The 17749-nt window shown below is 67.4% G+C and carries 16 protein-coding genes; 9 read left to right on the forward strand and 7 right to left on the reverse strand.

Going from position 1 to position 17749, the window contains the following annotated elements; genetic code table 11:
• On the reverse strand, positions 1 to 900 hold the full coding sequence (locus tag JL11_RS04685; protein WP_054766817.1) for a hydrogen peroxide-inducible genes activator: 900 nt from the start codon (positions 898 to 900) through the stop codon (positions 1 to 3).
• A gap of 144 nt (positions 901 to 1044) precedes the next feature.
• Here JL11_RS04685 and katG point away from each other — a divergent pair, with 144 nt between their 5' ends.
• Together katG and JL11_RS04695 are read left to right on the forward strand one after the other, a co-directional pair.
• On the forward strand, positions 1045 to 3315 hold the full coding sequence (gene katG, locus JL11_RS04690) for a catalase/peroxidase HPI (protein WP_054764633.1): 2271 nt from the start codon (positions 1045 to 1047) through the stop codon (positions 3313 to 3315).
• A 116-nt stretch (positions 3316 to 3431) separates the two neighbouring features.
• A complete protein-coding gene (locus tag JL11_RS04695) occupies positions 3432 to 4013 on the forward strand; it encodes a DJ-1/PfpI family protein (protein WP_054764634.1) in 582 nt (193 codons plus the stop codon).
• On the opposite strand, the gene JL11_RS04700 is transcribed toward JL11_RS04695, so the two are convergent.
• The 3 genes from JL11_RS04700 to JL11_RS04710 all read right to left on the reverse strand — a co-directional run bounded on the left by JL11_RS04700 (position 4000) and on the right by JL11_RS04710 (position 6576).
• Positions 4000 to 4773 carry a glutaminyl-peptide cyclotransferase gene (locus tag JL11_RS04700; RefSeq protein ID WP_054764635.1) on the reverse strand — a complete coding sequence of 258 codons (774 nt, stop codon included), beginning with the start codon at positions 4771 to 4773 and terminating at the stop codon, positions 4000 to 4002. The genes JL11_RS04695 and JL11_RS04700 overlap by 14 nt on opposite strands.
• 2 nt (positions 4774 to 4775) lie before the next feature.
• The gene (locus JL11_RS04705) at positions 4776 to 5603 is read right to left on the reverse strand and encodes a TerC family protein (protein ID WP_082382597.1); all 828 of its coding nucleotides are present in this window, start codon (positions 5601 to 5603) and stop codon (positions 4776 to 4778) included.
• Between the two features lie 97 nt (positions 5604 to 5700).
• On the reverse strand, positions 5701 to 6576 hold the full coding sequence (locus tag JL11_RS04710) for an endonuclease/exonuclease/phosphatase family protein (protein WP_054764636.1): 876 nt from the start codon (positions 6574 to 6576) through the stop codon (positions 5701 to 5703).
• Positions 6577 to 6834: 258 nt separating this feature from the next.
• On the opposite strand from JL11_RS04710, the gene JL11_RS04715 reads away from it, so the two are divergent.
• The 6 genes from JL11_RS04715 (at position 6835) to JL11_RS04740 (ending at position 13108) form a co-directional block, all read left to right on the forward strand.
• The gene (locus JL11_RS04715) at positions 6835 to 7389 is read left to right on the forward strand and encodes a F0F1 ATP synthase subunit delta (RefSeq protein WP_054764637.1); all 555 of its coding nucleotides are present in this window, start codon (positions 6835 to 6837) and stop codon (positions 7387 to 7389) included.
• A 71-nt stretch (positions 7390 to 7460) separates the two neighbouring features.
• A complete protein-coding gene (gene atpA / locus JL11_RS04720; protein WP_054764638.1) occupies positions 7461 to 8993 on the forward strand; it encodes a F0F1 ATP synthase subunit alpha in 1533 nt (510 codons plus the stop codon).
• A gap of 33 nt (positions 8994 to 9026) precedes the next feature.
• Positions 9027 to 9905 (forward strand): F0F1 ATP synthase subunit gamma, encoded by an 879-nt coding sequence (locus tag JL11_RS04725; RefSeq protein ID WP_054764639.1) that lies wholly within the window; start codon positions 9027 to 9029, stop codon positions 9903 to 9905.
• Positions 9906 to 9942: 37 nt separating this feature from the next.
• A complete protein-coding gene (atpD, locus tag JL11_RS04730) occupies positions 9943 to 11478 on the forward strand; it encodes a F0F1 ATP synthase subunit beta (RefSeq protein ID WP_054764640.1) in 1536 nt (511 codons plus the stop codon).
• A 2-nt stretch (positions 11479 to 11480) separates the two neighbouring features.
• Complete coding sequence (locus JL11_RS04735; protein ID WP_054764641.1) at positions 11481 to 11750, forward strand: ATP synthase F1 subunit epsilon; 270 nt, start codon at positions 11481 to 11483, stop codon at positions 11748 to 11750.
• Positions 11751 to 11974: 224 nt separating this feature from the next.
• Complete coding sequence (locus JL11_RS04740) at positions 11975 to 13108, forward strand: serine hydrolase domain-containing protein (protein ID WP_054764642.1); 1134 nt, start codon at positions 11975 to 11977, stop codon at positions 13106 to 13108.
• Here JL11_RS04740 and rarD read toward each other — a convergent pair.
• The gene (gene rarD, locus JL11_RS04745; protein ID WP_054766818.1) at positions 13105 to 14028 is read right to left on the reverse strand and encodes an EamA family transporter RarD; all 924 of its coding nucleotides are present in this window, start codon (positions 14026 to 14028) and stop codon (positions 13105 to 13107) included. The genes JL11_RS04740 and rarD overlap by 4 nt on opposite strands.
• A 136-nt stretch (positions 14029 to 14164) precedes the next feature.
• Positions 14165 to 15211, reverse strand: coding sequence for an aspartate-semialdehyde dehydrogenase (locus JL11_RS04750; protein WP_054764643.1), 1047 nt, complete (start codon positions 15209 to 15211; stop codon positions 14165 to 14167).
• Between the two features lie 147 nt (positions 15212 to 15358).
• Here JL11_RS04750 and zapE point away from each other — a divergent pair, with 147 nt between their 5' ends.
• A complete protein-coding gene (gene zapE / locus JL11_RS04755; RefSeq protein ID WP_054764644.1) occupies positions 15359 to 16462 on the forward strand; it encodes a cell division protein ZapE in 1104 nt (367 codons plus the stop codon).
• 231 nt (positions 16463 to 16693) lie between these two features.
• Here zapE and mdh read toward each other — a convergent pair whose 3' ends face one another.
• The gene (gene mdh, locus JL11_RS04760; protein WP_054764645.1) at positions 16694 to 17656 is read right to left on the reverse strand and encodes a malate dehydrogenase; all 963 of its coding nucleotides are present in this window, start codon (positions 17654 to 17656) and stop codon (positions 16694 to 16696) included.
• Positions 17657 to 17749 lie beyond the last annotated feature (93 nt).

Consider the following 17749-nt stretch of genomic DNA (forward strand, 5'->3'; position numbering starts at 1 on the left):
TCAATCCAGTTTCAGCGCCTCGGCCAGCAGCCGGGCCTCGGCCGCGCGGCTGGAGCCGGAGCGCCAGGCGACGACGATTTCGCGGTGGGGCGGGACGCCGTCGGCCTGGTTCTCGAAGGGGCGGATGACGACGGACGGGGTGTCGGCCAGGCCGGCCTGGACCGCCATCCTGGGCAGGAAGGAGACGCCGAGCCCTGAGCCGACCATCTGGATCAGGGTGTGCAGGCTGGTGGCGGCGAAGACGTCGTCGCCGCGCGGCGCCTCTATGTCCAGGGCCGCCAGGGCGTGGTCGCGCAGGCAATGGCCGTCCTCCAGCAGGATCAGGTCCTGGGATTTCAGCGAACCGGGACGGATCGGGCCGGGGGCCGCCAGGGCGTGGTCGGCCGGGGCGGCGGCCAGGATCTCGTCGTCGCCGATCCGGGCGTGTTCGATCCCCGGCGCCTCATAGGGCAGGGCGATGACGGCGGCGTCGATCTGACCCGCCTTGAGCGCGGCGATCAGACGCGGCGTCAGATCCTCGCGGATGAAGAGCTTCAGGTTCGGATAGGCCGTCTTCAGCGACGGTAATTTGGCGGGCAGCAGGAAGGGGGCGACGGTCGGGATGACGCCCAGCCGGAACCGCCCCGACAGCGGACGGCCGGCGTTCTGGGCAGCCTCGACCAGATCCTCGGTTCGGGCCAGGACGTCCTCGGCCCGGCGCACGGCCTCGGCGCCGACGGCGGTCATGATGACGGCGCCGCGCGCCCGCTCGACGACGGGGGCGCCCAAAATCCGCTCCAGTTCCTGCACCCCGGCGCTGAGGGCGGGCTGGCTGACGTGGGCGGCCTCGGCGGCGCGGGAGAAGCTGCCGTGTTCGGCCAGAAGCTTCAGATACTGGAGTTGGCGCAGGGTGGGGAGCATGGCGCGATACATAGGCTCGGCCTATGCAAAATACAAAGACAATCGATTGGAGTTATTCTCGGCCGCGTGTCCAATATCCCTCACATCACAGGGGCCATTGAGGCGCGCCGCTTGGCGCCGTCTCGAAGCAGAAGGACACGCCGCATGACCACCGAAGCCAAATGCCCCTTTTCGGGCCGCACGACGGAGTCCGTCGCGGGCGGCGGCGTCCAAAACCGCGACTGGTGGCCAGGCCAGCTGCGCGTGGACCTGCTGAACCAGCATTCTTCGCGCTCCAATCCCCTAGGCGAGACGTTCAACTATCGCGAGGCCTTCGCCAAGCTGGACTATGAGGCGCTGAAGGCCGACCTGCGCGCCCTGATGACGGATTCTCAGGACTGGTGGCCGGCCGACTTCGGCCATTACGGGCCCCAGTTCATCCGCATGGCCTGGCACAGCGCCGGCACCTATCGCGTCGGCGACGGCCGGGGCGGCGGCGGACGCGGCCAGCAGAGGTTCGCCCCGCTGAACTCCTGGCCGGACAACGTCAATATCGACAAGTCGCGCCGTCTGCTGTGGCCGATCAAGCAGAAGTACGGCCAGGCCATCTCCTGGGCCGACCTGTTCATTCTAACCGGCAATGTGGCGCTGGAGACCATGGGCTTCCGCACCTTCGGCTTCTCCGGCGGTCGCGAGGACACCTGGGAACCGGATCAGGACGTCTACTGGGGTCGCGAGACGACCTGGCTGGGCGGCGACGAACGCTATGCGCGCGGCTCGCACGGGGTGGACAAGCCGGCCGACGAGGCGGTTCTGGTCGCCGACGACACGGCCGACGGGGTCCAGCATACGCGCGATCTGGAGAACCCGCTGGCGGCGGTCCAGATGGGCCTGATCTACGTCAACCCGGAAGGCCCGGACGGCAATCCCGATCCGATCGCCGCCGCGCGCGACATCCGCGACACCTTCGCCCGCATGGCGATGAACGACGAGGAGACCGTCGCCCTGATCGCCGGGGGCCACACCTTCGGCAAGACCCACGGCGCCGGGCCGGCCGAGCATGTCGGCCCCGAGCCCGAGGCCGACGAGCTGGAGGCGCAAGGGTTGGGCTGGAGCTCCAGCTACGGCAGCGGCAAGGCCGGCGACGCCATCACCAGCGGCCTGGAGGTCACCTGGACCCAGACCCCGGCCCAGTGGAGCAACTTCTTCTTCGAGAACCTGTTCGGCTTCGAATGGGAGCTGGAGAAGTCACCGGCCGGCGCCCACCAGTGGGTGGCCAAGGACGCCGGCGAGATCATTCCCGACGCCCATGATCCGTCCAAGAAGCGGCGGCCGACCATGCTGACCACCGACCTGTCGCTGCGGTTCGACCCGGAATACGAGAAGATCTCGCGCCGCTTCCTGAACAATCCCCCGGCCTTCGCCGACGCCTTCGCCCGCGCCTGGTTCAAACTGACCCACCGCGATCTGGGCCCGCGCTCGCGCTACATCGGGCCGGAAGTCCCCAAGGAGGAGCTGGTCTGGCAGGACCCGGTTCCGGCCGTCGACCATCCGCTGATCGACGCCGCCGACGCGGCCGTCCTGAAGGCCCAGATCCTCGCCACGGGTCTGAGCGTGTCCGAACTGGTCGGCGTCGCCTGGGCCTCGGCCTCGACCTTCCGCGGCGGGGACAAGCGCGGCGGCGCCAACGGCGCCCGCATCCGCCTGGCCCCGCAGAAGGACTGGGACGTCAACCAGCCTGAACAGCTCGACCGTGTCCTGAAGACCCTGGAGGGCGTCCAGTCCGCCTTCAACCAGGCCCAGGTCGGCGGCAAGAAGGTCTCGTTGGCCGATCTGATCGTCCTGGCCGGAAACGCCGGGGTCGAGGCGGCGGCGCGCGCGGCCGGTCATGAGACGACCGTCCCCTTCAATCCGGGTCGGACCGACGCCCGCCAGGACCAGACCGACGTCGAATCCTTCGCCTATCTGGAGCCGGTCGCCGACGGCTTCCGCAACTATCAGAAGGCCCGCTACAGCGTCCCGGCCGAGGCTCTGCTGATCGACCAGGCCCAGCGCCTGACCCTGACGGCGCCGGAGATGACGGTGCTGATCGGGGGCTTGCGCGCCATCAACATCAATGTGCGGGGCTCGACCCACGGGGTGCTGACCGAACGGCCCGGCGTCCTGAGCAACGACGTCTTCGTCAATCTGCTGGACATGGGGGTGAAGTGGACCCCGACCAGCCCGGCGCGCGACGTCTTCGAAGGCCGCGACCGCAACACCGGCGCCCTGCGCTGGACCGGGACGCGCGTGGACCTGGTGTTCGGTTCGAACGCCGTGCTGCGCGCCTTGGCCGAGGTCTACGCCGCCGCAGACGCCCAGAAGAAGTTCGTCGAGGATTTCGTGGCGGCCTGGACCAAGGTCATGGAGCTGGACCGGTTCGACCTGCGCGGCTGATCGGGCTTTGAAGCAGAGGCGAAGGGGGCGGGCGTCGCAAGACGTCCGCCCTTATCCTTGTCTGATGAACTGTCACGCAGCGCCGTTAAACTGGGGCGACAGCAGGGGACGCCGCCATGACCACCATCGTAACGCTTCTGACGCCGGACTATGCGGATTGGGAGACCGCCCTGATCATGGCGGGGGCGCGCAGCCATTATGGGTTTGAGACCCTGTTCGCCTCGCCCGATGGGGAGGAGGTGGTGTCGGCCGGCGGCCTGTTGGTCGTTCCCCATCTTTCGATCGAAGACATCGACGTCGAGGCGGTGGACGCCATCCTGGTCAACGGCGGCTCCATCTGGCGTCAGCCCGGCGCGCCGGACGTCTCGGACCTGCTGCGTTGGGCGCATGGGGCGGGCAAGACGGTGGGCGGCATCTGCGACGGAACTCTGGCCCTGGCGCGCGCGGGGCTTCTGGACCAGAGGCCCCATACCGCCAACGGGCCCGACAGCCTCTCCATCACCGGCTACGGCGGGGCGGCCCATTACCGCGACCAGCCTCGCGCCGTTCTGGCCGATCGGGTCGTCACGGCGGCGGGCACGGCGCCGGTCAGCTTCATGGGGGCGGTGCTGGACTCGCTGGGTCTGAAAAGCGCCGAGCTGGACGCCTATCTCAGCCTTTTCGGCGCGGAACACCTCGCCCCGGTCAGCGCAGCCTGATCTCGTACAGCTGGGGCCAGCGCTTGCCGGTGACGAACAGCCGCTTGCCCGCCGCGTCCCAGGCGATGCCGTTCAGGACGTCGTCGTTCGGGTCCAGGCCCGCGTCCTTGGGGACCAGGTCCGTCAGGTCGATGAAGGCCTTCACCACACCGGTCTCCGGGTCGATGCGCGCGATGCGGTTGTCCTGCCACAGATTGGCGAAGACCTCGCCGTCGATCCATTCCAGCTCATTGATCTGGTCCAGCGGCCGACCGTCGGCGGTGACGGAGATCCGGCCGGTCTCGGCCAGGGTGTCGGGATCGAGGAAGCGGATCTGATCGGTGCCGTCGCTCATGATCAGTCGGCGCCCGTCGGTGGTCAGCCCCCAACCCTCGCCCGGATAGGAGAAGCCGCCCAGGGGCGAGAAGTCCTCCAGCTTGAAGATGAAGCCGATGTGGTTGCGCCAGGTCAGATTGTAGAGCTTGCCGTTCAGGGCGGCCAAACCCTCGCCGAAATAGACGGTGGGCAGGTCGCGCCGACGCAGGATTTCACCGTCCTGCAAACGCACCTGGCGCACCGACGACGGATAGAGGCCCGTGCTCTCGTAAAGGGCGCCCTCGTGGAAGAAGAGGCCCTCGGTGAAGGCCGTCCGGTCATGCGGATAGGCGTGCACCACCTGATAGGCCTGGGTCGGAACCTCGGCCCGAACGGGCAGGGTCGCGCCCACCGCCAGCAGCAGGCCGACGATCAGGCCGGCGAAGCGCAGGGGCGGGCGCGGCATGGTCAGGCGCCTTCGGCGGCGGCTTCCGCCTCGGCCTTGCGGGCGCGGGCCTCGGCGCGTTCGGCTTCGGCGCGGGCGGCCTCGGCCTTTTCCTTCTTGGAGGCGGAGCGACGGCCCAGCATGTTCAGGGCCTCGACCCCGGCCGAGAAGGCCATGGCGGCGTAGATATAGCCCTTGGGCACATGATAGCCGAAGCCGTCGGCGATCAGCACCATGCCGATCATCAGCAGGAAGCCCAGGGCCAGCATGACGACGCTGGGGTTGTCGTTGATGAAGTTCGCCAGCGGGTCGGCGGCCAGCAGCATCACCGTCACGGCGACCAGGACGGCGACGACCATGATGGGCAGGTGCTCGGTCATGCCCACGGCGGTCAGGATGGAGTCGATCGAGAAGACCAGGTCCAGCAGGATGATCTGGAAGATGGCCGCCCCGGCGTTGGTGATCATCACGTCCTTCTTGTCCATGACGTCATGGGTGGGCGTGGGATCGACCGTGTGGTGGATCTCCTTGGTGGCTTTCCAGACCAGGAACAGGCCGCCCGCGATCAGGATCAGATCCTTCCACGAGAATTCGTTGCCCGCGACGGTGAAGACCGGCTGAACCAGGCCCACCAGCCAGGCGATGATCGACAGCAGGGCCAGGCGCATGACCAGGGCCAGGCCGATGCCGATGCGCCGCACCTTCTGGCGCTGATGCTCGGGCAGTTTGTTCGACAGGATCGAGATGAAGATCAGATTGTCGATGCCGAGCACGACCTCCATCACTACCAGGGTCACCAGGGCCGCCCAGGCGGCCGGGTCGGAGAGAAGGGGCAGGATGCTGTCGAGCATGGAATGTCCAGGAGGGGAAAGGCGTCGGCGGGAACAGCTAGGCCCGGCTCAGGTTCCGATCAAGCGCGGGGGTGCGGCGCAATGGTCGCACCCTGGCTCACCGCGCGGCGAAGGTCACATCGACCACCAAGGGGAAGTGGTCCGAGATCACCTGGCCCGAAAAGGAGTCCGTCAGGACGCCGAACCTTTCCACCGCCAGGCGGCGATCGACGAAGACATGGTCGATGGGCGCCCCGTCCGCGGCCTTGGCGAGGTCGAAGCCGTTATAGGTGGTCGAAGGGCCGAAGACGACGGGGCTGACGGTGCGGGCGTCACGCAGGCCGGCCGACACGATCCGGCGATAGGGGGCGCTGTCGGGCCCGATGTTGAAGTCGCCCAGCAAGACCACGGCCGCCGTTTCGCCCTCGGCGGTCGCAGGCGGCAGGTCCGCAGCCAGGGCGGCGCACTGTTCACGGGCGACCACGCCGACATGGTCGAAATGGGCGTTGCGGACGTCCAGCAGACGACCGTCGGAACGGTCGCGCAGCACCACCCGCGTCAGGGTGCGGGGCAGGGCCGCGTCCCAGCCCTTCGAAGGGCGATCCGGGGTCGGCGAACACCAGAGAGTCTGTTTGCGGACGACCTCGAATCGGTCGCGTCGCCAGAACAGGGTGGTGGTCTCGCCCCCCTCGGCCCCGTCGTCGCGACCCAGGCCGTAGTGGTCGTAGTCCGGCGCTTGTTCGGCCAGATAGGCGACCATGGGAATCAGGGCCTCCTGAACGCCCAGCACGTCCGGGGCGAAGAAGGCGATCTGACGCGCCATGTGCGGGCGCCGTTCGGGCCAGTTCGGCCGATCGTCAGGGACGTCGTAGCGGATGTTGTAGCTCATCAGCCGGATCGGCTGTGGCTCGGGCGCTGCGAAAGGCTCGGCGCGAGCGGCGGCCGTTCCCGTCAGGACGGTGACGAGAGCGATCATCAGGACGCGGAACTTCATGGCGAATCTCTAAGACGACGAGAAGAAAGACGAATGTCGCACGGGGCTATGACCGAGGTGCGACGCCGGGTGCGGCTTCTTCACCCTTCACGCAATGTTGCGAGCGGCAAAACCCCGTGCTATCAGGCGCCCGGCTTGAAGGGGGCGTATTCACCAATACGGCCTCTGTCGTGCTTTCCGCAAGCATTTCAAGCTTTTGACCGTTGCGACCCTCGCAGTCGGTCGCGACCCTGACACAACGACCTCGGACCCTAATCAGTGGCTGATGATTTCAGAACGACGGAAGTCGGCGATCGCTACGCACAGGCGCTGTTTGATCTGGCGCTGGAAACCGGCCGCCTGGACGCCGTTCGCGCCGACGTCGTCTCGCTGAAGACCGCCTGGACCGAGAGCGCCGATCTGCGCCGCCTGGCGACCTCGCCGGTCATTTCGGCCGACGACCAAGCCAAGGGCCTGACCGCCGTCGCCGCCAAGGCCCGGTTCGAACAGAACACCGTCAACTTCCTGGGCCTGCTGGCCCAGAACGGCCGCGCCCGTGATCTGGCCGCCGTGATCGCCGGTTTCGAGCGCCTTTACGCCAAACACGCCGGGATCGTGGCCGCCGAAGTGGTCTCGGCCCAGCCTCTGGACGCCAAACAGCTGGCCGCGATCAAGACCGCGCTGAACAAGAGCCTGGGCAAGGCGCCGGAACTGACCACGCGGGTCGATCCGGCCATCCTGGGCGGCCTGAAGGTCAAGGTCGGCTCGAAACTGTTCGACGCCTCGCTGAAGACCAAGCTCGACCAGATGAAGTTCGCCCTCAAGCGGGCGTAAGCCCGCTCCCGCCCAACGAATGCGCGCCTGAACGGCGCACCCGCAGAAGACTGAAGAACAGAGAGCCCGTCATGGACATCCGCGCCGCTGAAATCTCGGCCATCCTCAAGTCGCAGATCGCCAACTTCGGCGTCGAAGCCGATGTCTCCGACGTCGGCAGCGTGCTGTCGGTCGGCGACGGCATCGCCCGCATCCACGGTCTGGACAATGTCCAGGCCGGCGAAATGGTCGAATTCACCAAGGCCGGCGTCAAGGGCATGGCCCTGAACCTGGAACGCGACAATGTGGGCGCCGTGATCTTCGGCGCCGACGCCGCCATCGCCGAGGGCGACGACGTGCGCCGCCTGGGCGAGATCGTGGACGTGCCGGTCGGCAAGGGCCTCCTGGGCCGCGTCGTCAACCCGCTGGGCGAGCCGATCGACGGCAAGGGTCCGATCCAGTTCACCGAGCGCCGCCGCGTCGACGTCAAGGCGCCGGGCATCATCCCCCGCAAGTCGGTCCACGAGCCGATGCAGACCGGCCTGAAGGCCATCGACACCCTGATCCCCGTCGGCCGCGGCCAGCGCGAGCTGATCATCGGCGACCGTCAGGTCGGCAAGACCGCCGTCGCCGTCGACACCATCCTGAACCAGAAGAACGTCAACAAGACCGACGACGAGAGCGCCAAGCTCTACTGCATCTACGTCGCCATCGGTCAGAAGCGTTCGACCGTCGCCCAGATCGTCAAGACCCTCGAAGAGTCGGGCGCTCTGGAATACACCATCGTCGTCGCCGCCACGGCGTCCGAGCCCGCCCCGCTGCAGTTCCTGGCGCCCTTCGCCGGCACCGCCATGGGCGAGTTCTTCCGCGACAACGGCATGCACGCCCTGATCGTCTATGACGACCTGTCGAAACAGGCTGTGGCTTATCGCCAGATGTCGCTGCTGCTGCGCCGCCCGCCGGGCCGCGAAGCCTATCCGGGCGACGTCTTCTACCTGCACAGCCGCCTCTTGGAGCGTTCGGCCAAGCTGAACGAGGACTATGGTTCGGGCTCCATGACCGCCCTGCCGATCATCGAAACCCAGGCCAACGACGTTTCGGCCTATATTCCGACCAACGTCATCTCGATCACCGACGGCCAAATCTTCCTGGAATCGGACCTCTTCTATCAGGGCATCCGTCCGGCCGTGAACGTCGGCATCTCGGTGTCGCGCGTGGGCTCCTCGGCCCAGACCAAGGCGATGAAGAAGGTCGCCGGCACCATCAAGGGCGAACTGGCCCAGTATCGCGAGATGGCCGCCTTCGCCAAGTTCGGCTCGGACCTGGACGCCTCGACCCAGAAGCTGTTGGCCCGCGGCGCCCGACTGACCGAGCTGCTGAAGCAGCCCCAGTATTCGCCCCTGTCGATGGAAGAGCAGGTCGTCTCGGTCTACGCCGGCACGCGCGGCTATATCGACGGCATCGCGGTCAGCGACGTCGGCCGGTTCGAGAAGGAGCTGCTGGCGCGCATCCACGCCAACCACGCCTCGCTGCTGGAAGGCATCCGCACCAAGAAGGATCTGACGGCGGAGCTGGAAGCCGAGCTGAAGGACATCCTGGCCGCCTTCGTCAAGACCTTCGCCTGAGTTCAACCGGATAAGCTGAGAGAGTAGCGCCGGATGGCCAGCCTCAAGGAAATGCGCAATCGGATCGGAAGCGTGAAAGCCACGCAGAAGATCACGAAAGCCATGCAGATGGTCGCCGCGGCCAAGCTGAAACGCGCCCAGGACCAGGCCGAAAGCGCCCGGCCCTATGCGAAGAAGATGGCCTCGGTCATCGCCAACCTGGCCGCCGGCGTCTCGGGCGCCGATGCGCCGCGCTTGCTCGCCGGCACGGGTCAGGACCAGCGTCACCTGATCGTGGTGGCGACGGCGGACAAGGGTTTGGCGGGCGGTTTCTCGACCAATGTCATCCGCGCCGCGCGCGAACGGATCAACAGCCTGATCGCGAACGGCAAGGACGTGAAGATCATCGCGGTCGGCCGCAAGTCGCGCGATCAGCTGTCGCGCCTGTACGGCGACAAGCTGGTCCGCACCTTCGAACTGAGCGAGCACAAGACGGTGGGCCTGCCCTCGGCCCAGCCCATCGCCGAGATGATCGCCACGGCCTTCGAGGACGGTCAGGCCGATGTGGTCACCCTGTTCTACAGCCAGTTCAAGTCGGTGATTTCCCAGGTTCCGACCGCCAAACAGCTGATCCCGGCGGTGGTCGAGGGTGACGCGGCCCCGATCGACCTAAACGGCGCGGTCTATGAATACGAGCCCTCGGAAGAGGAAATCCTCGAGACCCTGCTGCCGCGCAACCTGACGACCCAGATCCTGGCCGCCCTCTATGAGAACCAGGCGGGCTTCTTCGGGTCGCAGATGGCGGCGATGGACAATGCGACGCGCAACGCCGGCGACCTCATCAACGCCCTGACGCTGCAGTACAACCGCAAGCGCCAAGCCCAGATCACCACCGAGCTGATCGAGATCATCGCCGGCGCCGAAGCCCTCTGATCCCGACCGAACAGACATTCCGATACGGACCCCAGCCATGACCGACACCGTCGCCCCCAAAAAGCCCGCCGCCCGCAAGCCGGCCGCCAAGAAGGTCGCTCCCGCAGCGGCCCCCGTCTCCGCCGCCGCCACGGGCCGCATCGCCCAGGTCATCGGCGCCGTCGTCGACGTCGAGTTTGACGGCCATCTGCCGGCCATCCTCAGCGCCCTGCACACCCAGAACGTCGATCAGAAGACGGGCGAGCCCTTCACCCTGGTTCTGGAAGTCGCCCAGCACCTGGGTGAGAACATGGTCCGCGCCATCGCCATGGACACGACCGAGGGCCTGACCCGCGGCCAGCCCGTCACCGACACAGGCTCCTCGATCCAGGCGCCGGTCGGCCCCGGCACCCTGGGCCGCATCATGAACGTCGTCGGCCAGCCGATCGACGAAGCCGGCCCGATCAAGACCGAGCTTTACCGTCCGATCCACAAGGAAGCCCCGAGCTTCGACGAGCAGTCGACCTCGGCCGAGATCCTGGTCACCGGCATCAAGGTCATCGACCTGATGTGCCCCTACACCAAGGGCGGCAAGATCGGCCTGTTCGGCGGCGCCGGCGTGGGCAAGACCGTGACCATGCAGGAACTGATCAACAACATCGCCAAGGCTTACGGCGGTTATTCGGTTCTGGCCGGCGTGGGTGAGCGCACCCGCGAAGGCAACGACCTGTATCACGAGATGATCGAGTCCAACGTGAACGTGGACCCGGCCAAGAACGGCGGTTCGACCGAGGGCTCCAAATGCGCCCTGGTCTACGGCCAGATGAACGAGCCCCCCGGCGCCCGCGCCCGCGTCGCCCTGACCGGCCTGTCGATCGCGGAATACTTCCGTGACGAGGAAGGCAAGGACGTGCTGCTGTTCGTCGACAACATCTTCCGCTTCACCCAGGCCGGCTCCGAAGTGTCGGCTCTGCTGGGCCGCATCCCCTCGGCCGTGGGCTATCAGCCGACCCTGGCGACCGAGATGGGCAACCTGCAAGAGCGGATCACCTCGACCAAGAAGGGTTCGATCACCTCGGTCCAGGCCATCTACGTCCCCGCCGACGACCTGACCGACCCGGCGCCCGCCGCCTCCTTCGCCCACCTGGACGCGACGACCGTTCTGAGCCGCGACATCGCCGCCCAGGCCATCTTCCCGGCCGTGGACCCGCTGGACTCCACCTCGCGGATCATGGACCCGCTGGTGATCGGCGAGGAGCACTATCAGGTCGCCCGTTCGGTTCAGGAAGTCCTGCAGCAGTACAAGGGCCTGAAGGACATCATCGCCATCCTGGGCATGGACGAGCTGTCGGAAGAGGACAAGCTGATCGTGGCCCGCGCCCGCAAGATCCAGCGCTTCCTGTCCCAGCCCTTCCACGTGGCCGAACAGTTCACCAACACCCCCGGCGCCTTCGTCGACCTGAAGGACACGATCCGCTCGTTCAAGGGCATCGTGGCCGGCGAGTACGACCACCTGCCGGAAGCGGCCTTCTACATGGTCGGCCCGATCGAAGAGGCCGTCGCCAAGGCCGAGAAGATGGCGGCGGACGCCTGATCATGGCCGGCAAGCTGAACTTCTCCCTCGTCTCGCCGGAACGCGAGGTCTTTTCGGGCCTCGTGGACCAGGTGGATGCGCCGGGCGTCGAGGGCGACTTCGGCGTCCTGCCGGCCCACGCCCCCTTCATGACGGCCCTGCGCGAGGGCCTGGTGACCGTCTATGTCGGCGGGACCAGGACCCAGTACGACGTCAAGGGCGGCTTCGCCGACGTCAACGGCGAAGGCCTGACCATCCTGGCCGAACAGGCGACTGAGGTCGTCGCGGCCTGATCCTTTCTCAGGGTCGTAAAGAGTGAGGCCTCCCGTTTCGGCGGGGGGCCTTTTTCTTTGCCCTCTCCCGCTTGCGGGGGAGGTGTCGCGTCGATCGCGAAGCGATCCAGCGACGGAGGGGGAGGTTTCACTCCGGAAGAAGACTTCCCCCATCGTCAGCCGCCTCGCTCCGCTCGACGAGCTGACACTTCCCCCGCAAGCGGGGGAAGGGCTAGAACGCCTCCATGACCGAAGCTCTCGACATCCACGGCGTCTGCGATCCGCGTTTCGCATCGGTGAAGGACGCCTTCGCCGCCAACTTCACCGATGCGCCCGAGGGGCTGAACGAGGTGGGGGCGCGGTTCTGCTTGATGATCGAGGGGGCGCCGGTCGTCGATCTGTGGGCGGGGCACGCCGATACGGCCAAGACGACGCCCTTCGCCGAGGACACCCTGACCCCGGTCTTCTCGACCGGCAAGGCGGTGATGGCCCTGCTGATGGCCACGGCGGTCGAGGCGGGCAAGGTGGCCTATGACGAGAAGGTCTCCCATATCTGGCCCACCTTCGGCCAGGCCGGCAAGGACAAGGTCACCGTCGCCCAGCTGATGAGCCACCAGTCGGGCCTGCCCGGCTTCTCGGAGCCGGTGGAGCCGTCGCTGTGGTTCGATCCGGCGGCGGTCAACGCCCGGCTGGCGGCCCAGGCGCCCATGTGGGAACCGGGGACGGCCTCGGGCTATCATCCGGTCACGGTCGGCTATCTGGCCAATGAGGTGTTCCGCCTGACGACGGGCCGGACCATGGGCCAGGCCCTGCGCGCAGACTTCGCCGATCTGGACCTGTGGATCGGCCTGCCGGAGGACCAGCACGGGCGGGTGGCCCAGATGCGCAAACCCTCGGCGGCGCCCAGCCTGGGGACCATCGACCCCATCAAACAGGCGGCCTTCCTGGACCGGGGCTCGGCGCCGGGCGGGCGCGGTTCGGCCGAATGGCGCAAGATGGAGATCCCCTCGGCCAATATGCACGCCACGGCGGCGGGCCTGGCGCGGATGCTGGGCGTCGTGGCCAATGAGGGGATGCTGGACGGGCGAAGGGTGCTGTCCAAGGGCGTGCTGCGCGACCTGACGCGCGAGCGGATCCACGGTCAGGACAAGGTGCTGCCCTATGTGATCAGCTGGGCGGCGGGCCTGATGCGAAACGACGGGCTGAACGTCTTCGGGCCGGGCGAGTCCCTGGGCCACTACGGCTGGGGCGGATCCATGGCCATGGCCGATCCGTCGCGGCGCCTGTCGGCCGCCTATGTGATGACGCGCCAGTCGCCGCACCTGATCGGCGACCCGCGGCCCCGGCGCCTGCTGGAGGCCCTGTACGCCGCCGTCTAGACGGTTTCCGACAGGGCGACGGCGCGTCGGGCGGCGCGCGACCGCTGCGCGGCGCCCAGGGCGAAGACGCCCGCTCCGGCCCAGATGAAGCCGAAGGAGACGATCCGCAGTGGGGTCAGGGGCTCGCCCGCCCAGACGCCGCAGGCGAACTGCAGCGTCGGCGCCAGAAACTGGATGAAGCCGACGGTGGACAGGGGCAGACGCCGCGCCGACCAGGCGAACAGCACCAGAGGAATGACCGTCGCCGGTCCGTTGACCAGGGCCCAGGCCAGTCCGGCGGGCGAGGAAAAGCCCGTCGCCTGCCCATGGGCCGCCAGCCAGGCCAGGAACAGGGCGCCGAACGGCAGCAACACCAGGCACTCGACAAACAGGCCGGTCTGGGCCGAGGCGGGCACGCGCTTTCTGATCACCGCATAGGCGCAGAAGGTGACGGCGAGCGTCAGTCCGATGATCGGCACATGGCCCAGGGCGACGGTCTGGACGGCCACCCCCACGGCGGCCAGGGCGATGGCGACGCCGCTCCAGCGGTCGATCTTCTCGCGGAACAGCAGGGCCCCTGCGGCCATGTTCAAGAGCGGGTTGATGTAATAGCCGAGGCTGGCCTCCAGCGTCGCATGATGGGTGGTGGCGAAGACATAGAGGCTCCAGTTGACCGCGATCATCGCCGCCGACAGGGCCAGCCAGCCGAAGACGCGCGGCGTCGCCAGCGCCTGTTTCGCCTCGTTCCACTGTCCCGCCAGCAGCAGGACCAGACCCGCCACGAAGACCGACCAGACCGCCCGGTGAGCCAGGATCTCGGGCGCGCTGAAGCCGTGGGCCGCCAGGGCCATGAACAGCAGGGGCAGAAGACCCCACAGGGTGTAGCAGGCGATGGCCGTGCCGACCGCGCGGGGATCGTTGGGGGAGGGGGAGGCGGTCATGGGATCCTTCATCCCCGCCGTCATCCTCGGGCTTGACCCGAGGATCGGGCGCGGCGGGCGCCTGTGCGTCGCTCGTTCGCACCGGCGGCGGAACATCCGGTCCTCGGGTCAAGCCCGAGGATGACGGGGTGGAGCGTCAGACGGTGATCGAACGATACCCCGACGACGGCTTGATCGTGCCCGTCTCGTCCAGCAGCTGGGCGATCTGGACGGCGTTCAGGGCCGCGCCCTTGCGCAGATTGTCGGACACCACCCAGAAGCTCAGGCCGTTCTCGACCGTCGGGTCCTTGCGGATGCGGCTGACGTAGACGGCGAACTCGCCGGCGGCGTCGACCGGGGTGATGTAGCCGTCATGCTCCTGCTTATCGACGACCAGCACGCCCGGCGCCTCGCGTAGGATGGCGCGGGCCTCGTCCGGTTCGATGGGGCGATCGAACTCGACCGTCACCGCTTCCGAATGGCCGACGAAGACCGGCACCCGCACGCAGGTGACCGTCAGCTTGATGTTCGGATCCAGCATCTTGTGGGTCTCGTCCCACATCTTCTGCTCTTCGTCGGTATAGCCGTCCTCGTTGAAGGCGCCGATGAAGGGGATGACGTTGAAGGCGATCTGTTTGGGGAACTTCTTGGGCGTGGCGTCGCCCAGGCCGTAGATGGCCTTGGTCTGGTTCCACAGCTCGTCCATGCCTTCCTTGCCGGCGCCGGACACCGACTGATAGGTCGAGACCACCACCCGCTTGATTTTGGCCGCGTCATGCAGGGGCTTCAGCGCCACGACCAGCTGGGCGGTCGAGCAGTTGGGGTTGGCGATGATGTTCTTCTTCTTGGCGTCCTTGACCGCGTCGGGGTTCACCTCGGGCACGATCAGCGGCACGTCCGGGTCCTTGCGGAAGGCCGAGGAGTTGTCGATCACGATGGGGCCGGCCTTGCCGATCCTTTCGGACCACTCCCGCGACACCGCGCCGCCGGCCGACATCAGAACGATGTCGACGGATGCGAAGTCGAACTGTTCGATGTCCTGGCATTTGACGGTCCGGTCGCCGAACGAGACCTCGACCCCCTTGGACTTGCGCGAGGCGATGGCGTGGATTTCATCGACGGGGAAGTTCAGCTCCTCGAGGATGTTCAGCATTTCGCGGCCCACATTGCCCGTGGCCCCGACGATCGCGACGCGATAACCCATGATGTTTGGTCCTTCGGACGCGCTGACGCTCGGCCTGCGGGGCCCTGCTGCTTCAGCGCGAAATAGAGGGGAGAAGCGTCCTGCATTTAGGCGTTCGCAGCCGCGAAGCAATCGCTTTTCGGCGGATGGGGCTTTAAGAACGCCGCCATGACCTCCCGCATCCGAAACGCCTACGACATCCGCGTGGACGAGGGCGTTCTGTCGCCCGATCCGGCTCAGGCCGAAGTCCTGCTCGCCCTGGAGCGGCTGGAGCGGGATCTGGCCCGGCGCGGCCTGTTCGGCCGCCCGCCCGAGGTGAAGGGGATCTACCTCTACGGCCCGCCGGGACGGGGCAAGTCCATGCTGATGGACCTCTTCTATTCGGCCACGCCCGAGCCGCGCAAAAAGCGCGCCCATTTCCACGCCTTCATGGCCCGGGTCCACGACCTGGTGCGCCAGTGGCGCGAGGGGGACGCCAAGGCCCGAAAGGCCGTGTTTGGAACCCAGCACTCCCGCAAGGGGGGCGACGACCCCATCCCGCCCGTCGCCCGGCTGATCGCCTCGGAAGCCCGGCTGCTGTGTTTCGACGAGCTTCAGGTGACCGACATCGCCGACGCCATGATCCTGGGCCGGCTGTTCGAGGCCCTGTTCGAGGATCGGGTGGTGCTGGCCGTCACCTCGAACCGGGCGCCGGAGGACCTCTATAAGAACGGCATCAACCGCCAGCTCTTCACCCCCTTCATCGACATCATCCGCGACCGCTGCGAAGTGGTCCAGACGGCGGGCGCGCGCGACTGGCGGCTGGACCGGCTCAGCTCAGCCCAGGTCTGGCACACGCCGGACGACCGCGCCGGGTTCGAGGCCCTGTGGCGCGAGTTGAAGGGCGGGGAGCCGGAGGAGCCGACGCACCTGACCGTCCTGGGGCGCGACGTCGTGGTGGAGCGGACCGTGGGGGCGATGGCGCGGGCGAGCTTTGCGGACCTGTGCGGTCGGCCGCTGGGGCCGCAGGATTATCTGGCCGTGGCCGAACGGTTCCACACCCTGTTCCTGGAGGATGTGCCGATCCTGGGCGCGGCCAACCACCATGAGGCGCGCCGTCTGGTGACCCTGGTGGACGCGCTTTACGAGGCCCGGACCAGGCTGATCGTCTTGGCGGCGGCCCGGCCCGAGGCCCTCTATACCGAAGGGGTGGGCGCTTTCGAGTTCGAACGCACCGTGTCGCGCTTCAACGAGATGCAGAGCAGGGACTGGCTGGCCCACGTGCGGGAGTAAGCGCAGACCCTCTCCCGCTTGCGGGAGAGGTGGGCCGGCGTCCGCGCAGCGGACCAGGCTCGGAGAGGGGAGTCTTGCTTGGCTGAAAGACGACTTCCCCCATCGTCATGCGTGTCGCTGCGCGCCACGACCTGACACTTCCCCCGCAAGCGGGGGAAGGTCTGAGCATCCCAAAGAAAAGGGCCTGCGGATCTCTCCGCAGGCCCTTCGTCATTCGAGCTGGCGCCTAGCTTAGGCCAGCGAGGAATCGATGTCCTTGCACGCCTGGATCAGGCCCTGGACCGAGGCGACCGACTTGGCCAGCATCGCCTTTTCGTCGTCATTGGTGGTGAACTCGACCACCTTCTCGACGCCTGCGGCGCCGATCAGGGCCGGGACGCCGACATAGAGGTCGGACAGGCCGTATTCGCCCGACAGCCAGACGGCGCAGGGCAGGACGCGCTTCTCGTCCTTCAGATAGGACTTGGCCATGGCGATGGCCGATTCAGCCGGGGCGTAGAAGGCCGAACCGGTCTTCAAGAGGGCCACGATCTCGCCGCCGCCCTTGCGGGTGCGCTCGACGATGGCGTCCAGCTCGTCCTGGCTCAGGAAGCCGGCCGAGACGGCGTCAGGCAGGGGCAGGCCGCCGACGGTCGAGTGGCGCACCATCGGCACCATGTCGTCGCCGTGGCCGCCCAGGGTCCAGGCGTGGATGTCCTGAACCGACACGCCGGTCTTTTCAGCCAGGAAGTAGGCGAAGCGGGCGCTATCGAGCACGCCGGCCATGCCGACGACCTTCTCCTTGGGCAGGCCCGAGAACTTCTGCAGGGCCCAGACCATGGCGTCCAGCGGGTTGGTGATGCAGATGACGAAGGCGTTGGGGGCGTGGGCCTTGATGCCCTCGCCGACGGCCTTCATGACCTTCAGATTGATGCCGATCAGGTCGTCGCGGCTCATGCCCGGCTTGCGCGGCACGCCGGCGGTGACGATGCAGACGTCGGCGCCCGCGATGTCGGCATAGTCGTTGGCGCCCTTCAGGGCCACGTCCGAGCCGAAGACGGCGGTGGCCTCGGCGATGTCCAGCGCCTTGCCCTGGGGGGTGCCTTCGGCGATGTCGAACAGGATCACGTCGCCCAGCGCTTCGCGGGCGGCCACGTGGGCCAGGGTGCCGCCGATCATGCCGGCGCCGATAAGGGCGATCTTCGCGCGAGCCATGGATGTCTCCGGTTATTGCGTGTGCGAAAGGGGATTAATCGTGCGGGCGGTCTAGACCCGCAAGGGCGGCGCTGCAAGGCTGGCCGACGTTCG

The sequence above is a fragment of the Brevundimonas sp. DS20 genome, from assembly GCF_001310255.1.
In the GTDB taxonomy this organism is placed as follows: Bacteria; Pseudomonadota; Alphaproteobacteria; order Caulobacterales; family Caulobacteraceae; genus Brevundimonas; species Brevundimonas aurantiaca.